General features: G+C 45.1%; 20 protein-coding genes and 1 riboswitch. Of the genes, 2 read left to right on the top strand and 18 right to left on the bottom strand.

The features are described from left to right. Positions 1 to 159: 159 nt before the first annotated feature. The 5 genes from ndoA to acpS form a co-directional block, all read right to left on the bottom strand. Positions 160 to 510 (bottom strand): type II toxin-antitoxin system endoribonuclease NdoA, encoded by a 351-nt coding sequence (gene ndoA, locus J7E32_RS20055; RefSeq protein ID WP_041967053.1) that lies wholly within the window; start codon positions 508 to 510, stop codon positions 160 to 162. Positions 511 to 514: 4 nt separating this feature from the next. Continuing rightward, the gene (locus tag J7E32_RS20050; protein ID WP_031308192.1) at positions 515 to 796 is read right to left on the bottom strand and encodes a CopG family ribbon-helix-helix protein; all 282 of its coding nucleotides are present in this window, start codon (positions 794 to 796) and stop codon (positions 515 to 517) included. A gap of 192 nt (positions 797 to 988) precedes the next feature. Then, on the bottom strand, positions 989 to 2,146 hold the full coding sequence (gene alr, locus J7E32_RS20045) for an alanine racemase (RefSeq protein ID WP_214911089.1): 1,158 nt from the start codon (positions 2,144 to 2,146) through the stop codon (positions 989 to 991). Positions 2,147 to 2,430: 284 nt separating this feature from the next. Continuing rightward, a complete protein-coding gene (locus J7E32_RS20040) occupies positions 2,431 to 3,444 on the bottom strand; it encodes a LolA family protein (protein WP_214911081.1) in 1,014 nt (337 codons plus the stop codon). Between the two features lie 247 nt (positions 3,445 to 3,691). Beyond that, on the bottom strand, positions 3,692 to 4,045 hold the full coding sequence (gene acpS, locus J7E32_RS20035; protein ID WP_214911079.1) for a holo-ACP synthase: 354 nt from the start codon (positions 4,043 to 4,045) through the stop codon (positions 3,692 to 3,694). A 158-nt stretch (positions 4,046 to 4,203) separates the two neighbouring features. Here acpS and J7E32_RS20030 point away from each other — a divergent pair, with 158 nt between their 5' ends. Continuing rightward, on the top strand, positions 4,204 to 4,788 hold the full coding sequence (locus J7E32_RS20030) for a rhomboid family intramembrane serine protease (RefSeq protein WP_214911077.1): 585 nt from the start codon (positions 4,204 to 4,206) through the stop codon (positions 4,786 to 4,788). 45 nt (positions 4,789 to 4,833) lie between these two features. Here the strand turns inward: J7E32_RS20030 and J7E32_RS20025 are convergent, their stop codons facing one another. The 9 genes from J7E32_RS20025 to J7E32_RS19985 form a co-directional block, all read right to left on the bottom strand. Next, positions 4,834 to 6,300 (bottom strand): PH domain-containing protein, encoded by a 1,467-nt coding sequence (locus J7E32_RS20025; protein WP_214911076.1) that lies wholly within the window; start codon positions 6,298 to 6,300, stop codon positions 4,834 to 4,836. Further along, positions 6,293 to 6,775: a PH domain-containing protein gene (locus J7E32_RS20020; protein WP_214911074.1), complete on the bottom strand. Its 483-nt coding sequence runs from the start codon at positions 6,773 to 6,775 to the stop codon at positions 6,293 to 6,295. The genes J7E32_RS20025 and J7E32_RS20020 overlap by 8 nt, the downstream gene beginning before the upstream one ends. Positions 6,776 to 6,875: 100 nt before the next feature. Then, the gene (uvsE, locus tag J7E32_RS20015) at positions 6,876 to 7,841 is read right to left on the bottom strand and encodes a UV DNA damage repair endonuclease UvsE (RefSeq protein ID WP_214911072.1); all 966 of its coding nucleotides are present in this window, start codon (positions 7,839 to 7,841) and stop codon (positions 6,876 to 6,878) included. A gap of 341 nt (positions 7,842 to 8,182) precedes the next feature. Next, positions 8,183 to 9,658, bottom strand: a complete 1,476-nt coding sequence (gene cshA / locus J7E32_RS20010) for a degradosome RNA helicase CshA (RefSeq protein WP_286183610.1) — start codon at positions 9,656 to 9,658, stop codon at positions 8,183 to 8,185. A 327-nt stretch (positions 9,659 to 9,985) separates the two neighbouring features. Next, positions 9,986 to 10,696, bottom strand: coding sequence for an alpha/beta hydrolase (locus tag J7E32_RS20005; RefSeq protein WP_214911070.1), 711 nt, complete (start codon positions 10,694 to 10,696; stop codon positions 9,986 to 9,988). Between the two features lie 147 nt (positions 10,697 to 10,843). Continuing rightward, positions 10,844 to 12,223, bottom strand: a complete 1,380-nt coding sequence (locus tag J7E32_RS20000; RefSeq protein ID WP_214911068.1) for a UDP-N-acetylmuramoyl-tripeptide--D-alanyl-D-alanine ligase — start codon at positions 12,221 to 12,223, stop codon at positions 10,844 to 10,846. Positions 12,224 to 12,286: 63 nt separating this feature from the next. Further along, complete coding sequence (locus tag J7E32_RS19995) at positions 12,287 to 13,369, bottom strand: D-alanine--D-alanine ligase (RefSeq protein WP_214911066.1); 1,083 nt, start codon at positions 13,367 to 13,369, stop codon at positions 12,287 to 12,289. Between the two features lie 421 nt (positions 13,370 to 13,790). Beyond that, the gene (locus J7E32_RS19990) at positions 13,791 to 14,210 is read right to left on the bottom strand and encodes a universal stress protein (RefSeq protein WP_214911064.1); all 420 of its coding nucleotides are present in this window, start codon (positions 14,208 to 14,210) and stop codon (positions 13,791 to 13,793) included. A gap of 90 nt (positions 14,211 to 14,300) precedes the next feature. Continuing rightward, positions 14,301 to 15,773 (bottom strand): SulP family inorganic anion transporter, encoded by a 1,473-nt coding sequence (locus tag J7E32_RS19985; RefSeq protein WP_286183609.1) that lies wholly within the window; start codon positions 15,771 to 15,773, stop codon positions 14,301 to 14,303. A 267-nt stretch (positions 15,774 to 16,040) separates the two neighbouring features. Here J7E32_RS19985 and J7E32_RS19980 point away from each other — a divergent pair, with 267 nt between their 5' ends. Continuing rightward, positions 16,041 to 17,318 (top strand): MFS transporter, encoded by a 1,278-nt coding sequence (locus J7E32_RS19980; RefSeq protein WP_214911060.1) that lies wholly within the window; start codon positions 16,041 to 16,043, stop codon positions 17,316 to 17,318. Positions 17,319 to 18,163: 845 nt separating this feature from the next. Here the strand turns inward: J7E32_RS19980 and J7E32_RS19975 are convergent. The 4 genes from J7E32_RS19975 to J7E32_RS19960 are packed head-to-tail and all read right to left on the bottom strand — an operon-like array spanning position 18,164 to position 22,022. Beyond that, the gene (locus J7E32_RS19975) at positions 18,164 to 18,547 is read right to left on the bottom strand and encodes a VOC family protein (protein WP_214911085.1); all 384 of its coding nucleotides are present in this window, start codon (positions 18,545 to 18,547) and stop codon (positions 18,164 to 18,166) included. 52 nt (positions 18,548 to 18,599) lie between these two features. Continuing rightward, on the bottom strand, positions 18,600 to 20,042 hold the full coding sequence (locus J7E32_RS19970) for a heme ABC transporter ATP-binding protein (protein ID WP_214911058.1): 1,443 nt from the start codon (positions 20,040 to 20,042) through the stop codon (positions 18,600 to 18,602). Then, positions 20,039 to 21,100, bottom strand: coding sequence for a FecCD family ABC transporter permease (locus tag J7E32_RS19965; protein ID WP_214911056.1), 1,062 nt, complete (start codon positions 21,098 to 21,100; stop codon positions 20,039 to 20,041). Before J7E32_RS19965 ends, J7E32_RS19970 begins: the two co-directional genes overlap by 4 nt. Further along, complete coding sequence (locus tag J7E32_RS19960; RefSeq protein ID WP_214911054.1) at positions 21,066 to 22,022, bottom strand: ABC transporter substrate-binding protein; 957 nt, start codon at positions 22,020 to 22,022, stop codon at positions 21,066 to 21,068. The genes J7E32_RS19965 and J7E32_RS19960 overlap by 35 nt, the downstream gene beginning before the upstream one ends. Positions 22,023 to 22,208: 186 nt before the next feature. Then, positions 22,209 to 22,390, bottom strand: a riboswitch (cobalamin riboswitch). Positions 22,391 to 22,452: the final 62 nt, after the last annotated feature.

The raw sequence follows: 22,452 nt of genomic DNA, 5'->3' as shown, positions 1-22,452 counted from the left end.
GCACCCATGCTGGGCGCACACTAAAAAAGAGACAAGCCGCTAAGCTTGCCTCTCCACACAGAAAACATCCGTTTTTTATTTTATGGTTATGTATAAGGCCTGCTGGCAGGCCAGGTGTTCGGTTACAAAAAAACGCTCATTAAAGAGCGTGCTGTTCATTTAGAATTCGATAAGACCTAAACTTACCTGAAGGGCTTCATCCACTTTTTCCATCATTTCGTCATCGAGATGGGTAATTTTATCGGTTAGGCGCTGTTTGTCAATTGTGCGTATTTGCTCCAATAAGATGACCGAATCTCGTTCAAAACCGTACCGCTTCGCATCTATTTCTACATGAGTGGGAAGCTTGGCTTTTTGGATCTGTGCTGTGATCGCTGCGATAATGACTGTGGGACTAAACCGATTCCCGATGTCGTTTTGGATGACCAGGACAGGGCGCACTCCGCCTTGCTCTGAACCAACAACTGGGGATAGGTCCGCAAAATAGACGTCACCACGTTTGACAATCAAAGGATTATCCTCCGCTGACTAGACGTTCAACTGTGTGTTCTGCCTCGTATTCTGCTTGAAATGCTTCAGATGCAATGGTCAGATTAATTTTGGCCATTTCCATATAGCCACGTCTCATGGATTCACGAATTTGTCTCTTTTTCTTCTCACGCAAGAACATTTTTGTTGCCTGATAAATAAATTCGCTGCGGTTTACGTTCTCTTGCTTAACAAATCCATCTAGTTCACTTAAAAGATGCTGCGGTAACTTTACCAAGATCTCCGTTGTCGCGCTGGATTCAGACACAAACATACACCTCCACCATCATCACTACATACCATTATTAAGTTCGTTATCTCTCTACCATTTCTAATCTTATCACTATTTATGCAAGATGCAAAGATAAATCCGCAATTCTTCTGTATTATCCGCCAGAAAAATAGTGTTTTATTCAGGTTTTTAGCCAAATTGAACAGGTTTGTTAATAATTGGAATTGTTTATAAAAGCGAATTGTTTAAATCGACTACTTTGCCGTCCTGCCTGTACAGCCGCGGGACTCTGGAAGAGATGATACATGGGACCTCATAGTTGATGGTTTCTAGCTTGCTGGCAATCTCATTGATAGAGATTGTCTCATCTCCCTGGCTGCCAATCAGGGTAGCGATTGTGCCGACAGGAACTTCATTCGGAAGCTTCACCATGCATTGGTCCATGCAAATACGCCCTATGATGGGGGATCTTTTGCCATCGACCAGTACTTCCTGGCCCTGAAGTCTGCGTATCCATCCATCAGCATACCCAATCGGAAGTGTTCCTACCCAAATTTCTTCTGGTGCTTCATAGGTTGCGCCGTAGCTGACCTTTTCTCCTTTTTCCAGTTTCTTTACGTGCACAAGCCTCGAATGGAGCGTGAATGCCTCCTGCAAATCCACCGGTAACTCGGGGGCAATCTCCATCGAGGGCGCTAGTCCATACATGGCGATTCCTACTCTTACAGCGTTAAATTGTGCATCTGCGTGCATCAGGGCTGCGGCACTATTGCTGCTGTGTACGACCGGCGGCTGCTTTTCCATTGAGCCCAGCATTTCCCTGAACAAGGCAAGCTGCTTGTTAAAATACGCATCATTCAGTTCATCAGCTGTCGCGTAGTGGGTGTAAATCCCATGAAGCTGTAATCTCGCATCTTCTTCACTCAGTCTCTCTACTGCCTTCAATTCCTCAATTGACCGAATTCCGATCCGGCCCATTCCGGTATCTATTTTTATATGCAGCATAAGGGTTGAATCCTTTTTCAACACATCCTGCGCTTTTTCCAGCCATTCCTCCTGGAAAACGGTCAGAATGATCCCTTCTTCAGCGGCGATATTCACATCCTCTGGTCTGCTTGCACCAAGTACAAGAATCGGGGCAGTAATCCGCTTTTTCCTTAACGCAAGCGCCTCATCCATGAACGCCACCGCAAGCATTGATGCTCCCGCTTCCAACGCCGCCTCTGCCACTTGGGAATCTCCGTGGCCATAGGCATTAGCCTTCACAACTGCAATAAATTCAACATCTTCAGGCAGATGACCCTTGACCTCTTTCACATTCATTTTGACTCGATCCAGGTCAACTTCCGCCCATGTATCACGGTAAAAAAATCCTTGCTCCTCCAACGAAAACTCCACTTCCTTCAACCCGAACGTTATTTATATTGTTTTATTATCAAACCGAAAGAACTCAATGTCAAATGGATAATATTTATGGATTTTGGATCAGGAAGTATGCGGAGGAGGAACGCGGGTTGAACTTCAACACTCTTTATTCCGAAAATAAGCAGATTTATTCCTTAACAACGTAAAAATAGATTCTTCTCCTTTAAACTCGCATTATATTCCTTACATATTTCTTACCTCACAAAAAAACAGGCCCAGGTTACACTGAGCCTGCATTCGGAAGCTTATTTTTCCATATCAGCCAGGACCGATTTAGCTACCATTTCCAATTCCTCTGGTGATAGATCTGTTGAAGCCAGCATATAATCGACTCCGAGGTGCGTCCATGACACCGAGGTTTCGTTCATGGCACCGATTGTGAATCCGAGGTCGACAGGTTTTCCAGTCATGTTGATCGCAGAGGACATCGCAGGCATGGCGTCTGCTTTTTCCTGGATCAGCGTGAATGATTTTTCGCCGTCATATGTGAGCACCACACGCTTTCCGTTCTCTGTCGTGATTTCTTTTTCATCAATCAATGTCACTCCAGGGATTTCAGCGACTGGATATTTCACAGTGAATTCCTTGTCTTCACCTTCTGCCATAACCGGAACATCAAGCTGTGCACCTGTCATGTTTTTCTTCATATCAAACGCATCTTTGTCAAAGCTTGCGTCGAATTTTACATCTGAGAATTCAACTGTTACCAGTGAATTCCGGTCTGGGTCCATCACCTTGACGCTGACTGGCGCCAGGTTCTTTTTGTTCAGCTTGATTTCCTGGATCGGAAGCATTTTGTTGTTCTGATATCTTGTTTTCGTTTCGAACACATAATGTTCCTTCGTCGCCGAGAATTTCGCTTGCTTATCCTCGAGAATATCCATGATTAAAGATTCGTAAAGGTACGCCTGGCTGCTGTTTTTCGGCCAGTCACTCTGGAATTTGAAGCTTTTGTTAAGGGCAGGCGTCAAAACAAATACTCCTTCTTCATTCCTGAGGATCATCTGGCTCTGGTCCTTCTGGGCATTCTTTAGGTTCACACGGTAAAATGACGGATCTTTATGCCAAATCTCCACATCGTACACTTGCGGCTCGGTACCCATTTGCAATGTCATCTTTGCCTTAGCCTTGTAGCTCTTCAGATCTTCAAGCGTTCCATCCAACTCCTTAACCACAGATTCCTGTGATTTTGTACCGCAGGCAGCCAGAGCAAAAATAACCATGAGCCCGGCGAGAAGCAGCAATAACCTTTTCTTCATTCTTCCAACCCCTTTTAGTCTCATTTAAACGTGTAAAGGGAAAGAAAGGACAGGAATAAGACACTGGCTGCAAAATTGCTTGAGTAGTCTTCGTGCAGCCTTGTTCTCGCCGCCCTAGCCTTGTCTCCCTTACTGCATTATGAATATATGAGACAACCTGGGCGAATATGCCCCCGGGATTGACAAGCATTTTAAAATTTTTGATTTACCCTTGCTTAATTTTTAAAAAACATAAGTGCACAAGCATTTAAATTTTTTCAATGACCACCTGCGCAATCGCATATTGTTCACTGTGTGAAATGGAGAGGTGGACTCCCTCCATATAAGGCTTTGTGACAAGAGGACGGCCGTGCGGGTCGGATTCAATCTCGATATCCATGAAGGACAATTCCTTGCCGATGCCAGTCCCTTTCGCTTTTGAAAAAGCCTCCTTTGCCGCCCAGCGACCGGCAAGAAATTCAATTCCTCTCCGTTCATTATATTGCCTGTAAACTTCCCTTTCTTTTTCCGTTAAAACCCGCTCTGGAAAACGCGGCTGCGATTCCACCAGCTTGCGAATCCGGCCAATTTCCACGATATCGATTCCCGTTCCGATAATCATTTTTCCAGCTCCCTTCTAAAAAAGATGAATGCCGCATAGAAAATAGTGTACAACTTTCGCCGATTAAGGCTATCCTTTAAATTAGGACTTTTACGCATAACGCACTCTTTATTTACAAATATCCGTTTCTCACGATAATGAGGACCGAGGAGGTTTCCATGTTTACAAGAACTGAAAGCTTGCGCGACTTCATCCGGCTTTACCCGGTTATTTCAATCATCATTACCATCCATATCTTATTATACTTGCTGACGGCATTGCCAATTTTCCCGAGTAAATACCTGTTTGGGCTTTTAGCGGGTGTGAATTTGTACGTTGTGAATGGTGAGTACTGGAGGGTAGTCTCACCGATCTTCATGCATGCGGGTTTTACGCATATGCTGTTCAACAGCTTTTCACTCGTCCTGTTCGCCCCGGCACTCGAACAGCTGCTTGGGAAAACGAAATTCATCCTGCTTTATCTCTTTACAGGCATCGCCGCAAACATCGCCACACTGATCCTCGAGCCGCTGACTTACACACATGTCGGCTCAAGCGGCGCGATCTTCGGACTGTTCGGTTTCTATATTTCTATCATTATGTTCCGAAAAGCCATGATGTCGCGTGAAAACTCCCAGACAATCATGACCATCGCCATCATCGCCGTGATCATGACATTCGTCCAGTCGAACATCAATATTACCGCCCATATTTTTGGTATGCTTGCCGGTTTCCTGACAGGTGCCGCGATTTACCGAAGATAAGTTAATGTAAAAAGCGCCTCAGGGGCGCTTTTTTATTGTAGAAGGTTAAAATTTAAGATTTTCTTGCTCTACTGTTTCATGTGAGTACCAATGATACATCATGTCGACATGCTTTCTCTCAAGGTCAATGACTTTGCCGCCAGCGCCGCCGTGCCCCGACTTGACAATTGCCTCGACGGTGGCCAGATTCTTTTTCCGCTGGAAATAGCTTTCTTTGACGCTGAAGGACTGGACTTTATTTTTCCTCATATACACTGTGTTCTTGACAATATTGCGGTATCGAAAGGTCAGCATTCCCTGGTCAAGGCTCCAGCCAGCATCCTTATAATTAAGGTAGGACCATAATGCCGATATTGGCAGCAAAATCAGCGCAGCGTAGCCCCATGGCTTCAAAAACCAGATAGCCACAATGATGATCGGCAGCGTGAACAGCCAGCTCTTCAATAAATATCTGCTGTATGCCCGTACGGGTGCAGGCGATATATTGACACGGAAGTGATATTCCGTCAAATGAGGTTCAAGCAGGACGGGAATTTTTCTTTTTTTCACGATCGGCAGGACAAGCACCTTGGAACTTTCCTGATCCAGTGCCGAGCCCCCGGCACTCTCTACATAGGCCGAGGCATAGCCTAGCGGCTGCCTGATAAGGTTCTCGCTGATGCGGACTGCCTGGATTCGGTTAAGCGGAATTGTAAACTGGCGTTTTTCCAGCAATCCACGGGTAATGACAAGATCATTATCCACTTTTCTCACGGTAAAATTAGCGTATTTCAGCATCGTGCCAAACAGCGCGATCATCCATGCAAGCAGGAACCCGAGAAAGACCACGACACTGATAAAAACAACACCATTTTGGACAAAATGCTCGACCCCATCAAAAATCTGCTCATAAGGAATGAATTCTTCAAATTGGAAAACGAACGCAAACACCGCGGAAATGACAACACCGACTCCGCCTGATGTTGTAGCAAGCATCAATAACTCTGAAACCGATATTCTATATAGAAGGTCATCGGATGATTCTGGCTCTTCTTCCCCTTGGAGGATTTGTCCCGACTTTTTGATAGAAACCAGATAGTCGTGGATTGCTTGGGCATCCTGCTTTGTGATTGCCGTGAGTACCGCTTCTCCATCCTGCAGCCCCATCCCGCCGGAGCCGGCTGTCTCTACCTTCACCTTCACAAGGCCGAACAGCCGCTGTAAAATCCCTTCTGACAAATCCAGGCTTTGGATTCGGTCAAATGGAATATAGCGCTTTTTCCTGACGATCAATCCGTATTCAATTCGCAATTCACCTTGCTCGATGCGGTATGTAAATCTGTACCATGATAAAACACCATAAACTAACACCAGCACGACAACGCCAATCGACCCAAAGAAGTAAAACAGATCCCAATCCGTTCCCCTGCTCCCGAAAACAACGAAAATGAGGAAAGGAATAATCATTTCCTTCAGCTGGCGCAGCGCATTGACGACAGCAGCAATCGGATGCAGCCTTTTCGGATCAGACATCTTCATCCGCCACCCTCGCAAGTCTTGAAATGGAAATCCTCAAGTTTTCGGCTTCCTCCATATCAAGCGCAGGTATTTCATGGATGGTTGCAGCTGTCGAAACCGTCACTGTCGATAATCGGTATTTCCGCAGCAAAGGCCCCTGCTGTGTATCAACATGCTGGACTCGGATCATCGGAATAAGCGTCCTTTTAATGATAAATACACCGTATTGAAGCTCAATTTCCTGCTCTCTCACTTCGTAGCGCCAGCGTTTCCAGCGCAAGGTCGGCAGCAACAAGATAAATAAATAGCTATATACAACAGCCACAGCTATAGCTGCAGCGATAATCCATTTTGGAAAATCAAAAATAAGCGTAATGGCGATCAGACCGCCCGCTAATACCCATACCACAAGGGAATGAAGGGTTGCGGCAATTTTCCATACAGTCAATGCCTGCTCGGAAATCCGCTTTTGCGGCTCAGAAATCGTCATAAAGTCTCCTCCCATTTTTCCAATTAATAGCACCTTCCTAAGTATACAACAACAATACATATGTATGGCACTATATTGGGAGGAAAATGAGGTATTCTGATTATTTTAAGAGGAAGCTGCTGCCGTCAATGGCTTCTACTTCAGGCATTTGCTTTAGATCCTCAACCAGCTTGAATAGGGCAAGATCCTTCTTTTTCGCTTCAATCATGCAGTGGATTTCCGGGACAGAACCTTTAATTCCGTTAAGAAAATCCTTGAACATCTCAGCATCGACATATTCAGCGTGCGCCCGAAACTCTTTTTCCGATCGAGGGCTCGAAATATGCATTTTCACCGGCAGCTTCGAGTGTTCCCATGTCCCAACGATCCGCCCCCATTGCTCCTGCCAGTTAATGTCCTCATGATGGGCCAGGTGATGGTGATAATCGAATACAAGCGGGATTGCAAGCTTTTCGCAAAGGTAAAGCGTATCGTGGAGCGTGAACGATGTATCATCATTTTCAAGCATGATCATGTCTTGCAGCCTTGTTGAAACCAGTCCCCAGTTATGGATGAATTGCTCAAGCGCTTTTTCCCGATCTTCGTAGACTCCGCCGACATGGAGGACACATCGATGCTCAGGGTCGATCTCCATCCCCTTCAATAATGCATGATGCATCGCAAGCGTCTTGATCGAATTATTCAGTGTTTCAGTTTTCGGTGTATTCAGCAGGACAAAGTGATCCGGGTGAAAATCAACACGCATCGGATTCTCCTGTAAAAAATCCGCTATTTCCTTTAATGGTTCTTTTAACGCGCGCATATACTTCCAGTCGGAAAGCTCTTCATGATTGGCAAGAGGTATGAGCCTCGAGCTCAGCCGGAAAAAGTGAATCTCGTTCGCCTTGCTATGCCTTAATAGACGCAGACAGTTTTCAAGGTTGGACACTGCAATTCTTTCCAGTTTATTGATGGCCGCGTCCCTGTCTTTGATTCCCTGGAATTGCTTGAAAGTCATCGTCTGTGACGGAGAAGCATTCTTCAGTTCCTCGCTCATCGCTACAAACCCTAGCCTGACGATCGTCATTTCAGCCACCCCCATTTTTTAATGGTAGTATGCCCAATTTTAAAGGTGGGGATGGGTAAAATCACCGCTTATATGAGGGTGGTCGAAATGATGTGGAATGTGGTTGAATTATCTTGGAAAGTGGTCGATAAAACGCTGAAAGTGGTCGATATATTTTAAAATGTGGTCGATATATCTTGAAATGTGGTCGAAATCTCAGCAAGAGGTTCATGCAATAGGTGGTTAAGCAGGATATTTCCGATAAATCAACTTAATTTATAAGATCATTCAGTTAAAAGGTACACATTTTCAAATAAAAAACCCCCGGTTTAGTTAAAAAACGGGGGGTTTGGTGTTTTATTTTAGCGTGGTGATCTTGATTTGAAGCTGCCGCCTTCTCTGCCGCCGCCACCTGTGCGTTTTGTTCCAGAGCGTGGCTTGTAAGGCTTTTTATTGCGTCCATCGCTGCCTCTGTTATCGTATCTTCTGCGGTCTCCTTGAGGCTTTTTGTTTCTGTTTGGAAGAGGCTTTTCCTCAGTAAGCTTAACAGGAGTTGTATCAGGTTCTTTAGTCAGCATTTTCAATACAGAAGCAACGACTGTTTGAGCATCATGATTTTTCAATAGCTCATCTGCAGCCTGGCGGTAGTATTGAAGGTTATTTGACTCGATTGTTTGTGTAATCTTATCAACAACTGCTCTTTGCTGACCTTCAAGTGCTTGGTCCAAGGTTGGAGCAGTCATTTTTTCCATGCGGCGTTTTGTCGTTTTTTCCACTACATGAAGGTAAGAAGTCTCTCTCTGTGTGACAAACGTGATCGCCATACCCTCTTTACCTGCACGGCCCGTACGACCGATACGGTGTACATAGCTTTCAGGGTCCTGCGGGATGTCGAAGTTGTATACGTGCGTTACACCGGAAATATCAAGTCCACGAGCTGCCACGTCTGTTGCAACTAGAACGTCGATTGAACCTTCCTTGAACTTTCTTAAAACAGACATACGCTTCGCCTGCGTAAGGTCTCCGTGGATTCCTTCAGCAGTATAGCCGCGCAGGTTCAAGGCTTCAGCAAGCTCATCAACACGGCGCTTCGTGCGTCCGAAGATGATTGCTAATTCTGGAGATTGGATATCAAGAAGTCGTGTAAGAACATCGAACTTGTTCTTCTCCTGTACTTCAACATAGTATTGCTCGATCAAAGGAACTGTCATTTCCTTCGCTTTGACCCGAACAACTTCCGGATCCTTCATGAAGCGCTCAGCGATCTTGCGGATCGGCCCTGGCATTGTTGCCGAGAACAATAATGTCTGGCGTTCGCTAGGGATTTTTGCAAGGATTGCTTCGATATCTTCGATGAAGCCCATGTTCAGCATTTCATCTGCTTCGTCAAGGATTACAGTTTCGACCGTATCAAGACGGATCGTCTTTCTGTTGATGTGGTCAAGAAGTCGTCCTGGCGTTCCAACGATGATATGAGGCCCTTTTTTCAATGCACGGATCTGGCGATTGATATCCTGGCCACCGTAGATTGCAAGAACGCCCAATCTCTTGCCAGCACCGATTTTGTATAATTCCTCGGAAACCTGGATTGCCAATTCACGAGTTGGCGCGATGATGATTCCCTGGATGTTATGGTTTTCTTTCTTAATTTTTTCCACTAGAGGAATACCAAAAGCAGCAGTCTTACCAGTACCTGTCTGCGCCTGGCCAATCACGTCTTTATTTTCAAGGCTGATTGGAATCGTTTCTGCTTGAATTGGAGTTGCTTCCTCAAAACCCATATTCTTTACAGCTTTTAATGTTGCGGGGCTAATGCCCATGTCTTGAAACATTGTCAACTTTGCTCATTCTCCTTTATGTTTACATTTATCCCGCACCGGTTACAACCGACACTTCGTTTATTTTAAGTGGCTGTTTAAGGATCCAAACCATTTCTGATTCTGGTTAGTTTATTGTACCTTTACGGCAAAATAGGTGTTAGTACCTTGTGTTTTAAGCAGGGCTGAATCAGCAGTTACAACACGCTGAAGCACAGAACCTGAAATATTAGCAAAAAAAGACATCTCCAACACGGGAGTATGTCCGCTTAAAGGATTTTCTCAGTTAGACACTCAATATTCATGATACCATCTTTAGGAAGGAAAAGCAATTTTTGAGGAATTGCTTCAGCTTCTGATTTCTTCTCTCGGTTTAGAGGTCAAAAAATCATATACCTCGTCAAATAAGTGTTCTTTTTCATCACAGTGACAGATCAGATGTTTGGAGTTCTTATAAAAAATCAGCCGTTTTTCTTCAGCGCCAATATTTTCATATAAGTAATGGGCGCTTTTCGGGGGGACGATGCCGTCACTCTCGCCTTGCGCGATCAATGTAGGCACCTTCACATCGTTGAGAATAGGCTTGATTTTGCTCACAAGCCTGCGAAACTGCAAGGTAGCGGTCATGGGTGTTTCTTTGATTTTCCGTGTATAACGCCTGAATAACTCGTTTTCTTTAAGATTCCCTTTTAACGTGTCCCTCATCATTTCCTTGATGTCAGAAGCAAGCTGTTTCGGATTCACATAGTAAGCAGCCGCACTGAGAAGGACAAGCTTGTCAACCCGATAATTCGAGGCGAGATAGCTGGCAATCAGCCCGCCCATCGAAAATCCGACAACATACACGGTGTCACACTCTTTCAATAACGCCTTCAGCTCGTTTTCGGCATGGTTAAGCCACTCATCATGCTTGATTCCCTTCAATCTGAGCTCATCGCCATGGCCAGGAAGGGTAGGAACAACTATTTTCCAATCGGTTCTTTCTTTCAGCGACTGGGCAAGTGGTTCCACTTCGAACGGCGACCCGGTAAAACCATGTATTAGCAGACAACCTATCATAACCCATCACCCATTAGTTTTTCTCGTATTTAATCTTTCCCCATTTTAGAACATTTAACCCGGAAATTCCTTGATCATGCCTTTTGTCATAATATCGTTAATTGCAACAAGATGCCCTTGCTTGCAGGACATCTTGTTGGCGGACTTTTATTGCTGCAATGCGTGGACGACTTCTTCGAGCGCCATGCCACGTGAACCTTTTACAAGCACGATTGTTTCATCTGTTACGTATTTCTTCAGTTCATTGCTCAGCTGTTGCTTATCCCGGAAGGAAAATGCTCTGTCGTCGCCAAGAACTTCTTTTGCCCCTTTGGTGATGCCTTCGCTCAACTTCCCAAAGGTGAATACATAATCAATTTTTTCCGCATCGATGGAAGCGCCAAGCTTGTAGTGATACTCTTCCTCAAGGGGCCCCAGCTCAAGCATGTCACCGAGCACAAGGATTTTACGATTGTAGCCTGAAAGGCCGGCAACAAGGTCGATTGCAGCCTTCATGGATGTCGGACTCGCATTGTAGGCATCATTGATAATTTTTTCACCATTAGCGCCTTCGGAGAGCTCCATTCTCATATTCGTCAGCTTCAAGCTAGCGAAGCCTTCATTCATTTTTGCAAAAGGAACGCCCAGGAACTCTGCTGCAAGCATCGCCGCAAGCGCATTCAGGATATTATGGTTGCCGAGTACCGGCAGATAGAAGGTTTCATCACCAACGTTAGTCCTGAATTTGTTACCATTTTCGATCGACTCAATATTGATCGGATAAAGATCATTTTCTCGGCTCGCCCCGAAGGTTTTTAGTTCACCATTCCCCGTATAATCCTTCAGCCTTTCCTGCAAAAGCGGCTCGTCTCCATGGAATATGATCCGTCCGTTCTCCTGAAGGCCATCGATGATTTCAAGCTTTGCATCAGCAATCGCTTCCCTTGAACCGAGGTCAAGTAGATGAGATTCACCGATATTCGTGATGATCACAGCATCTGGCCGGCCCATTTTTGTTAAAAATTCAATCTCACCTTTGCTGCTCATGCCCATTTCAAGCACGGCAACCTCTGTATCTTCACTCAGGCGAAGAAGCGTCAGCGGAAGACCCAGGTGGTTATTGAAGTTCCCTTCGGTCTTTTGCACTTTGTATTTTTGCGCCAGCAGATTTGCTGTCATATCTTTCGTTGTCGTTTTCCCGTTGCTGCCTGTAATACCGACAACCTTGATATCCAGCGAGTTGCGGTAGACTCTTGCCAGCTCCTGTAAGGCAATGGTGGTGTCTTCCACGACGATGATCGGCAAATCCTCCGGAGGATTCGGAACATCTTTTTGCCATAGTGCTGCTGAAGCTCCGCCATTCTGAATGACATCAGCGACGAAATTATGTCCATCTGTCCTTGCACCTTTAAAAGGAACAAACAGATTTCCTGCTTCTATTTTACGAGTGTCGATTGAAACGCCCTTGACGATTACATCAGCAAATTTGCTGACATCATTCAAGGCACCAGCCATTTGGGCGATCTCTGATAATGGTTTTTGAATCATTTTTATTTCCTCCCATGAAAAGAGAACACGGCCGCCGCCGTGTCTCCCTGGTTGATTTATCGGTTAAAATGTAAATTTGATCTTCTGCTTTTCAGAGTGGCGTTCGATTCCAAGATTCACTAGCTTTTCAATTAGCTGCGGGTATTCGACACCAGTATGCTTCCACAATAGCGGGAACATGCTGAATGGCGTGAAGCCAGGCATTGTGTTCACTTCATTGATCAGCAGCTGGCCATCCTTTGTCAGGAAGAAATCTGCCCGGACAAGTCCAGAACAATCCAGCGCCTTAAACGCAGTGATTGCCATTTCTTTCAAATCAGCATATTGCTGCTCAGTGATTTCAGCAGGGATGATCATCGCTGTATCGCCATCTTCATACTTCGCTTTGTAATCATAGAAATCTTTTTTAGGAACAATTTCACCAACGACGGAGCATTCCGGTTCATCGTTTCCAAGTACGCCGATTTCGATTTCACGGGCAACGACACCCTGTTCAATGATGATTTTACGGTCGAATTGGAAGGCCTCTTTGAACGCTTCCTCTAGCTCCTGCTTGTTGGAAGCCTTGCTGATCCCTACGCTGGACCCAAGGTTTGCAGGTTTTACAAAACAAGGATATCCCAGTCTTTCTTCAACTTGGATGTATACTTTTTCACTATCCTTTTCCCATTCGCTTCTTAGAGCGGACACATAGTCCACCTGAGGAAGTCCCGCCTGCGCGAAAACATTTTTCATGATGATCTTATCCATGCCTGCAGCAGAAGCAAGAACACCATTGCCGACATAAGGCAGGTTCAACAATTCCAGCAAGCCTTGAACCGTTCCATCCTCCCCGTTCGGTCCGTGGAGCAATGGGAAGATGACATCAAGAGTCTGCCCGGATTCTGCACCGCCCGCCTGGAATAATGCCGGTGTAAATGAAGGAGTCGGCAGGTTTGAGTTATCGGAAAACTCAAGTGCTTTTACATTCTCTGCAGGAGCATTGAGCTCGGGACCCTTGACCCATTCTCCCTCCTCCGTTATGTATATAGGATAAATCTCGAATTTTTCAAAATCCAATGCTTTCGTCACAGCCAAAGCTGTCTGCATTGATACTTTATGTTCAGCCGATTTGCCGCCGTAGAGCAGCCCGATTCTTGTCTTCATAAAAATAGACCTCCAATGAAATTCAATCCGTTTATTATTTTACCACTTTATTTTTTAATTAAGGAATTGTTATCAATTTTTAATATTTGCTCTCCAGCTATACTATTTCCTGTTTTAACAGCATGAAACCTGTCAGAGAGTTAAAAGTTTACATCTGCTGAATAATTTCCCTTTCAAAGTCACTTATAGGCAATCAACCAGATTCAGCGCCTAAATTACCATATGAACTGATTTATAATTCTGTGAATGAGTGAAGCTGTTTTTAAATGGCCATTCAATCAACTGCCATATGAACTGATTTACAAAACTGCGCATGAGTGAAACTGCTTTTAAAAGGCCATTCAAAGCCATATCGGATTAGAAACCGAAAAAAGCAGTCAGATCATTAAAATGATCTGACTGCTGATTATAGTTAGCTAGCTTATTTCACAATGAGAACAGGTGCTTTTACACGCTTTGCGACTTTGTGGCTGACGCTGCCAAGAACCATTTCCTGCAGGCCATTCAAGCCCCTGCTGCCGAGGACGACAACATCAAATTGATTTTTGTTGGCATAGTCGACAATTGCCGGTCCTGGTTCACCGAGCAATTTCTCAAACCTAAAGTTCAAGCCTGCTTCTTCAAGCATGTTTGTTACCGGCTGGAGGCGGATTTTTCTTTTCTCCTCGACTACTGTTCGATCTGTATTGTGAAGGACGTCTTCCTTGGAAGTCTGTCCATCAACAACATAAACTACTGTTATTTCACTATCACCGGTAAGTTTCGCTAATTCTACTGCTTTTTTTGCCGCGCGCACTGAATGGTCAGATCCATCAGAAGCTAACAAGATTCTATTAAACATCTTATTCCCCCTACATTAATTTCCATTATCTAATATATAAAGAAAGCACGCTGATTCGTCAACGCGCTTTCTGAAAATAATTATTACATTTTAGTGTCCGGAGAGCTTTGCGCCTTCCTGTTTGTGGACAGCTAGCTTGTCAATCAAATGAGAACTTGGAGCATTCAATCCGTGCAAACGGACCACTGTGCCATTCTCCCTCAATTTGATGACAATCTTATCGATTGCCGCAACGGCTGAATCATCCCAGACATGGGCATGTGTCAGGTCGATTACGACTTCTTTTGCTGTTTCTTTTAAATCAAATGCTTCGATTAAGTCAGTAACAGATGCGAAGAATACCTGTCCAGTTACAAAATATGTGCGGCGGTCAGCTGCAACATCAAATGTTGAAGTGATTTTCACCTTTGAAATTTTCGCTACGAAGAAAATTGCACTTAAGATGATACCAGCAAATACACCTTTAGAAAGGTCATGGGTAACTACTGTTGTGACAGTTGTGACAACCATTACGATTGAATCTGTAACCGGGGTTTTGGCCATTCCTTTAATGGAAGACCAGTCAAACGTTCCAATTGCCACCATGAACATGACGCCAACTAGGGCAGCCATTGGTATCTGTACAACGACATTTCCCAGAACAAGGATCAGGAACATCAGGAACACACCCGCTACTAAAGCAGACAATCTTCCTCGGCCGCCAGATTTAACGTTGATAACGGATTGTCCGATCATTGCGCAGCCAGCCATGCCGCCGAAGAATCCGGCAACGATGTTCGCAATCCCCTGGCCGCGGCTTTCTTTATTTTTATCACTATTAGAATCAGTCATATCATCGACAATTTGAGCCGTCAGCAAAGATTCAAGCAGGCCGACAACAGCCAAAGCCAATGAGTATGGGAAAATAATTTTTAGTGTTTCAAGGTTGAGCGGAATATCCGGGATCAGGAACATCGGCAATGCAGATGTCAGTGTACCCATATCACCAACCGTCTTAACACCACTGTTGGTCATGATTGCAACTAATGTAATAACAATAATTGCTACAAGTGGTGACGGAACTGCTTTCGTAACACGCGGCAAAAGATAAATGATCGCAAGTGCACCCGCCACCATTGTATACATTACCCATGTTGCGTCTACAAACTGCTCCAGCTGTGCCATGAAAATCAAAATCGCAAGTGCGTTTACGAAGCCAATCATAACGGAACGCGGAATGAACTTCATGAACCTCGCTAATTTAAACACACCAAACAGAATCTGCAGGACTCCTGTCAAAATCGTAGCTGCCAATAAATATTGTAAACCATGGTCTGCAACAAGCGTCACCATCAGAAGCGCCATCGCACCGGTCGCTGCTGAAATCATGCCAGGACGGCCGCCGACAATCGCGATTGTCACAGCAATCGCAAATGAAGCGTAAAGTCCTACCATTGGGTCAACGCCAGCAATAATCGAAAAGGCAATCGCTTCAGGAATCAAAGCAAGCGCAACGACGATTCCCGCAAGGACATCTCCTTTGACGTTGCCAAACCATTGTTCTTTAATTGTACTAGTATTCAAATAAACACCCCTTAATATTTTTGGTGGCTTCCTACTCTCAAGCAAGCCGGGTCCGATAAAAACAGGATTTATCATAACACATTTACAAAAACGAGCAACCGCCATTGTAAGCGCTATTAATTTGGTATTCCTTCAAATATCGACTGATATCTCTGTTTTTCATATATGTATGGTAAAAACCTTAAAATGTAAAAATGTATTTCCACCCTTTCTTCCTGCAAGCTTTTTAATGCTAGATTTTGATATGATGGTCTGGGAGGTTTTTACATGAAGACATCAGGACTATCAGCACCATTCAAAACTAATTTTTATTACGGCTGGGTTATCGTATTTATTGCCGGTCTTGGCGTGTTTTTTTCAGGTCCAGGGCAAACATACTCGGTATCTGTCTTTATAGACTCTTACATAAAAGATTTCGGCTGGAGCCGTTCGCATGTATCGGCGGTTTATTCACTTGCAACACTTGCTGCAGGGATTTGCATGTTCTTTGTCGGTCGCTTCGTTGATAAATGGGGACAACGAAAAATGTCAGTTATTGTTGGCATTGGGCTGGCGCTGGCCAGCTTCTGGAACAGTATGGTTGTTAACACAGCGATGCTGTTCATCGGCTTTTTCCTGATCAGGATTCTCGGTCAGGGTTCAATGACGTTGATCCCAAATACCTTGGTCCCTCAGTGGTTCATAACGAAACGCGGAAAAGCGATGAGCTTCATGGCAATCGGCGGCTTTGCCAGCTCTGCTGTATTTCCCCCATTGAATGCCTGGCTTGTTGCCAACTGGGGCTGGAGCTTCTCATGGATGCTTTGGGGAATCCTGCTTCTCGTGGTCTTCGTGCCATTGGCTTATTTTTTGATCAGGAACAAGCCTGAGGACATCGGTGAGCATCCTGATGGAATCAAGCCTGATTGGATAAATAATACGACTGAATCTAACAGAATCACCAAGCCTATTGAAGAGGTGAACTGGACGGTCCAGGAAGCGAGCAAAACACGCGCATACTGGCTTTTGCTTTTTTGCGTGGGTATTCCGTCTCTCGTCAACACCGGACTGACGTTTCACCTAATATCTATTTTTAAGTCGAATGGGATTTCACCAGGAATAGCCGCTCTTGTATTAAGCTTGATGGCTTTGATTGGTTTCCCCGTCACATTGATAGCAGGCCCTCTCCTCGACCGGGTAAAAGTGCAGTATGTGCTTGCAGGCATTTTCGCAGGGGAGATCCTTTTCATTCTCATTTTGCTGGCAGCTGACAAACCCGCCATCGCAATCGCTTTCGGGGTATTCTGGGGAATCAGCGGAGGATTTGAGCGAATAACACTAAACTACGTCTGGCCGAGCTTTTTCGGACGAAAATCGCTTGGCAGTATCAAAGGTTCAGCAATGACCGTCACTGTGCTCGGTTCAGCGTTAGGGCCATTGCCATTCGGACTCGCCTACGATTATTTCGGCGGTTATGAGGAAATTCTCCTGATGACCATCATCCTTCCGATTTTAGGCATCACTGCATCATTACTTGCAAATAAACCAGTGAAGGAAGCTGCTTAGATTTGTTTTGAGCTTGACCCAGGATTGTGTATAGGAGAAAGTGCTTCTATAGAACGTTTCTGAGGGTTTCAACCTCATTCGGGCTTATAGAATTTTTCTATAGGACCTTTTTGAGGGTTTCAACCTCATTCGGGCTTATAGAACTTTTCTATAGGACCTTTTCGTGGGTTTTAACCTCATTTGGTCTTATAGAATCTTTCTATAAGACCTTTTCGTGGGTTTTAACCTCATTCGGGCTTATAGAACTTTTCTATAGGACCTTTCTGTGGGTTTTCACCTCATTCGGGCTTATAGAACTTTTCTATAGGACCTTTTCGTGGGTTTTAACCTCTTTTGGGCTTATAGATTCTTTCTATAGGACCTTTTCGTGGATTTTTACCTCATTCGGGCTTATAGAACTTTTCTATAGGTCCTTTTCGAGAATTTTAACCTCTTTGGGCTTATAGAACTTTTCTATAGGACCTTTTCGTGGATTTCAACCTCTTTTGGGCTTATAGAATTTTTCTATAGGACCTTTTAGAGAATTTTAACCTCTTTTGGGCTTATAGAACTTTTCTATAGGACCTTTTCGTGGATTTCAACCTCTTTTGGGCTTATAGAACTTTTCTATAGGACCTTTTCGAGAATTTTAACCTCATTCGGGCTTATAGAATCTTTCTATAGGTCCTTTTCGTGGGTTTTAACCTCAATCGGGCTTATAGAATCTTTCTATAGAGACCTTTTCAGCGATTCCTGCCTCATTTAAGCTTACATGGAAACTTTTCTTTAGTTTCAGCTCCACCCGGGCTTAATGACATCAATTACAAAACAAAGTCCTGCAGCTCATTAAGCTGCAGGACTTTGTTTTACCCAATCGGGGTACAGATTTCTATGTAGTGCCCATCCGGATCGGCGGCATAGGCGACGACCTGGCCCCATGGTTTTTCGGTTGGCTCGAGCAGGATTGGGACTCCAGCGGCTCGCAGTTTTTCTACTGCGCCCGGGACGTCCTCTGTTACAAATCCGAGCTCGAAGGTTTGTTCTTTCCTGACTTCATCTGGAATCGGCAGATTAGTAATCTCGCGGCCGCTTTCCCTTGTATTCATCGATAGCACGGTATTGCCGGTTTCGTACTCAATATAAGTGCCAAATTCATTTCGAAGGTTAAGGCCAAGCAGCTCACCGTAAAAATGCTTTGTTTTTTCCAGATCAGCCACATATAAAATCACATAACCCATTTTCAATTCCATCATCATCACCTCTAAAACAAGAATTCGAGACTCAATGATGCAATTCCTTCATTTAATGCTTGAATGCAGCTTTACTGGCTCTGTACTTCAATATCGCTTCCTTCGTACAGGTATAAATTCCTTCACTGATCAGCTTGCCGAGCGGGGTGGCTGTGCCTGCATAGGCAATCGGCTCCCCCTGCTGAGTTGCGGCGATGCATATGCTGTCTGTCGAAATGCCAGCTGACTGTCCAGAAATGCGAGCCCCGCTTCCCTCAAGCTCATTCAAAACGCTTATTTTCGCTTCTGCTGCGGTCATTGCGCTCTGGATAAAAGCTTCCTCTGAAATCCTGCCATTAATGAACAGCCATGTATTGATATTCCGGGGTCTGTCACGCTGGGTATTCCCGGCAGAGACAATGATGAAAATGGAAAGGCCGTCAGCAGCAAAGAGGCGGTATGATGCTGTCTCTGCAGGAACAGCTGTCATCATCCCAACCGTCTCGCTAGGCAGAAAGCCATTTTCCTGCAAGTACTCTGCCATTTCCGCCTTATGGTCGCTGCAGTCATATTCCATCAGAACAACCCGGTGTACGAACGAACTGTGCCAGCCAATCCCGGCACCGGTGATTCCGGAAGACATCGTCCTCAATTTCACCGGTGACTGCAGGACAATCCTGTCTTGTCCTAACTCGAGAAATCTGCCGTCTAGTATAAAATTAACCTCATGACCACCATCCGCTTCGGGAACCAGCAGCATTTGCGGCTTGGCAATTTCCGGATGCGGATGGTTTTTGATCTGGGTTTTATATACCTTTTTAATTCGTTCTTCCTTTAAAACCTCAGCAGGAGTGTCAACTATCAAGACTTCCCCGTTTTCCATCAACAGCAGCCTGTCACAATATAATGAAGCCAAATTCAAGTCATGAAAAATCGAGACCACCGTCAATTCCTCTTCCGCTGCCCACTTTTTCAGCAAGTCGAGCAGTTCCTTTTGAAAGCTGAGGTCAAGGTGATTCGTCGGCTCATCAAGAAGGAGGATCCTGGGCTGTTGAGCCAGCGCCTGCGCGAGAAATACCCGCTGCTTTTCACCGCCGGATAATTCCACGATCGATTTATCCTGGAGGCGAGTTATTCCTGTCTGTTCCATCACCTTCTGGACAATCTGTTCATCCTCATCACACCAGCTATTGAACCAGCCTTTCTGGTGTGCATAGCGCCCGAGTGAAACGGTTTCTTTTACCGAATAAGGAAAGGCCTGTTCTCCGTGCTGAGGCAGGACGGCCATCATCCTTGCAAGATGCTTTGGCGAGTATTGTGTCAACGGACGCCCATCCACGTCGATAGAGCCTTCTCTAAAATCTAGAGCTCCGCTGATCATTTTTAAAAGCGTTGTTTTTCCGCTGCCATTGGGGCCTAGGATTCCAAACAATTCCCCCTTGCAAACGTCAAAGGAGATTCCCTTCAACACCTCTCCGCCTGCATATCCGCCTTTCAAACTCTTGACTGTAATCATCGGCCAGCACTTCTTTCCTTACGATTTCTCATTAAAATCCATGCAAAAACCGGAGCTCCGATCAAGGCTGTGATCACGCCAATCGGCAATTCTGATGGCGCGATGATTGTCCTCGATACAAGGTCGGCAAGAATCAGGAAGCCGCTGCCAATCAAAACGGATAGCGGCAGTAAATGACGATGGTCCGGCCCCCAGACGGTCCTTGTCAGATGCGGGATGACGAGGCCGACGAAGCCGATCGTCCCTGAAACCGCAACTGCTGAACCTGTCAAAAGAGAACCAGACAATAAGATCAGCAGCTTGCGGCGCTCGACATTGACACCAAGGTGCTGCGCCCGTTCCTCACCGAAGGACATTGCATTTAACTCCCTGGTATTAGCAAGCAAAATCACCAAACCAATAATAAAGAAAGGAAGTATTATTTTGATGTATTCCCAGCCGCGCATCGACACGCTGCCAAGCAGCCAGCCAATGATTTGCCGCAGTTCCTCGCCGGACAGGGCAATCATCAATGAAATGAATGACCCAAGAAATGAACTTAAAATGATTCCCGTCAATATAATCGTCTCTACCCTGAGCAGCCTGTCGACTCTCCGGGCAAAAAACAGCACAAATAACACGGTTGCGAATGCGAACAGAATACTCAGCACCGGCAAGGTGAATGCACCAACCAGAGGCAATGAGAGTCCAAAAAACAGTGTGATGACCGCTCCGATCGAAGCTCCTGATGATATCCCCAGTGTATAAGGGTCTGCCAGAGGGTTGCGGAGCAGTCCCTGGAACGCGGCACCGGCAATGGCAAGCGAGGCGCCGACGAGTCCTGCCAGCAAAACGCGAGGCAGCCTGATGTCCATGACTATGCTTTCATGCATCGAATCGATTCCCTGTCCCTGAAAGCGGAAAACCTCAGCACCAATGATTTCAATAATAGCGGGTACAGGGATGGAAACCGTTCCGATCGATATGCCCAACAGCATCGAAATGATTAAAAATGCTGTTGAAACGATATATGCAAATCCTTTTTTATTTAAAAACATCCGGATAAATGGCTTTTGCAAGCTCCTCTGCTCCTTCAGCGAGCCTTGGGCCAGAACGGGTTACGAGGTCAGAGTGGACATCGAATACCTGCTGGTCGTTGACCGCTTTTACATTATTCCAGCCTGCTCGGGCAAGAACCTGTTCGATCGGCTTTTCTGTGTAATAACCATAGGTTGTCACAATAACATCGGGATTACGCTCGACGATTGCTTCCGGATCAACCTTCGGCCAGCCATCCATATCGCCGGCTGCATTCTTGGCACCAATTAACTCAAGCATTTCATTAATGAAAGTATTTTTGCCGGCTGTGTAGATTTCCGGTGCAGGAGAGACCTCGACAAATACTGACTTCTGCTCTTCTGGTTTAATTGCCTCTGCTTTTTTCTTCAATTCTGCAAAACTGTTTTTCATTGAGTCTACAAGCTCATCTGCCTTTTCCGGCTCGCCGATTGCCTGGCCAATCATTTCAATTGATTGGTACACTTCTTCAAATGACTGCGCATCGTTCACAACCACAACAGCAATTCCTGCGTCCTTCAATTGCTGAAGACCTTCTTTTACAGTGTCGGCAGTTGATCCTGGAGCAAGAACAAGGTCTGGTTTCAGTGAAATCATTTTCTCAATATTGAATTCCATCCCGCCGATTTTTTCCTTCGACATTGCTTCTTCTGGATAATTGTCGAAATCCGTGACACCGACAATCGCATCACCGCTATCGAGCGCGTAAACGATCTCGGTATTGCTCGGAATAAGAGAGATGATCTTTTCTGGCTTTTCTTCAATGACTACTTCTTCATCAAGCGCATCTTTTACAGTGACGGGGAAACCCGGCTTTTGCTCCTGTGCAGTTTTTTCGCCTTCATTCTTTTCAGGCTGTGCTTCAGTACCACAGCCAACCAGGATCATGGCAGCTGCCATCATCAACAATAATATTTTTTTCATTTGCTTCTCCTCCAATTTTTTGATCAGCTTCGTTAAATCAGGCTGTTAAAACCAGCATTGGCCTTCAACAAAGCTATTAATAAAATAAAAAACATCTCCACCTGAAGGGGAGATGTCCGAGTAAGCAAATGTACTTTATCATAAAAAGACATAGAGCCTGTCGGCACCTCCCTATCCTCGTAGGTTTGCTGGTGCAATGGACAGGCAGGTCTCCTGGCTCATGGTCAATGCTCGCTGCGCCTTCCCATACATTTGTACAGTGGCATGTTGCAGCTTGCTCCCATTTACAGTGGCGGGACCGCGTTGGATTTTCACCAACTTCCCTATTAAGTCTTGTTTAAAAAGACACCTGTTCATTTCGATATGTAATTTTCCGCTAAATCCCATTATACACGTTTTGCCAAAAATTGCTCCAAAAAATTTTTTTCGA

The organism is Bacillus sp. ISL-55, from assembly GCF_018613155.1.
Lineage (GTDB): Bacteria > Bacillota > Bacilli > Bacillales > Cytobacillaceae > Mesobacillus.
Note: the sequence above shows the minus strand (reverse complement) of the source record. Positions and strands in the feature narration are given on the sequence as shown.

Excerpts from the sequence above, each read along its gene's own strand:
- J7E32_RS20040 (WP_214911081.1), bottom strand. The coding sequence starts at position 3,444 with ATGAAGAAAAGGTTATTGCTGCTTCTCGCCGGGCTCATGGTTATTTTT.
- acpS (WP_214911079.1), bottom strand. The coding sequence starts at position 4,045 with ATGATTATCGGAACGGGAATCGATATCGTGGAAATTGGCCGGATTCGC.
- J7E32_RS20030 (WP_214911077.1), top strand. The coding sequence starts at position 4,204 with ATGTTTACAAGAACTGAAAGCTTGCGCGACTTCATCCGGCTTTACCCG.
- J7E32_RS20025 (WP_214911076.1), bottom strand. The coding sequence starts at position 6,300 with ATGTCTGATCCGAAAAGGCTGCATCCGATTGCTGCTGTCGTCAATGCG.
- J7E32_RS20020 (WP_214911074.1), bottom strand. The coding sequence starts at position 6,775 with ATGACGATTTCTGAGCCGCAAAAGCGGATTTCCGAGCAGGCATTGACT.
- uvsE (WP_214911072.1), bottom strand. The coding sequence starts at position 7,841 with ATGACGATCGTCAGGCTAGGGTTTGTAGCGATGAGCGAGGAACTGAAG.
- J7E32_RS20005 (WP_214911070.1), bottom strand. The coding sequence starts at position 10,696 with ATGATAGGTTGTCTGCTAATACATGGTTTTACCGGGTCGCCGTTCGAA.
- J7E32_RS20000 (WP_214911068.1), bottom strand. The coding sequence starts at position 12,223 with ATGATTCAAAAACCATTATCAGAGATCGCCCAAATGGCTGGTGCCTTG.
- J7E32_RS19995 (WP_214911066.1), bottom strand. The coding sequence starts at position 13,369 with ATGAAGACAAGAATCGGGCTGCTCTACGGCGGCAAATCGGCTGAACAT.
- J7E32_RS19990 (WP_214911064.1), bottom strand. The coding sequence starts at position 14,210 with ATGTTTAATAGAATCTTGTTAGCTTCTGATGGATCTGACCATTCAGTG.
- J7E32_RS19980 (WP_214911060.1), top strand. The coding sequence starts at position 16,041 with ATGAAGACATCAGGACTATCAGCACCATTCAAAACTAATTTTTATTAC.
- J7E32_RS19975 (WP_214911085.1), bottom strand. The coding sequence starts at position 18,547 with ATGGAATTGAAAATGGGTTATGTGATTTTATATGTGGCTGATCTGGAA.
- J7E32_RS19970 (WP_214911058.1), bottom strand. The coding sequence starts at position 20,042 with ATGATTACAGTCAAGAGTTTGAAAGGCGGATATGCAGGCGGAGAGGTG.
- J7E32_RS19960 (WP_214911054.1), bottom strand. The coding sequence starts at position 22,022 with ATGAAAAAAATATTATTGTTGATGATGGCAGCTGCCATGATCCTGGTT.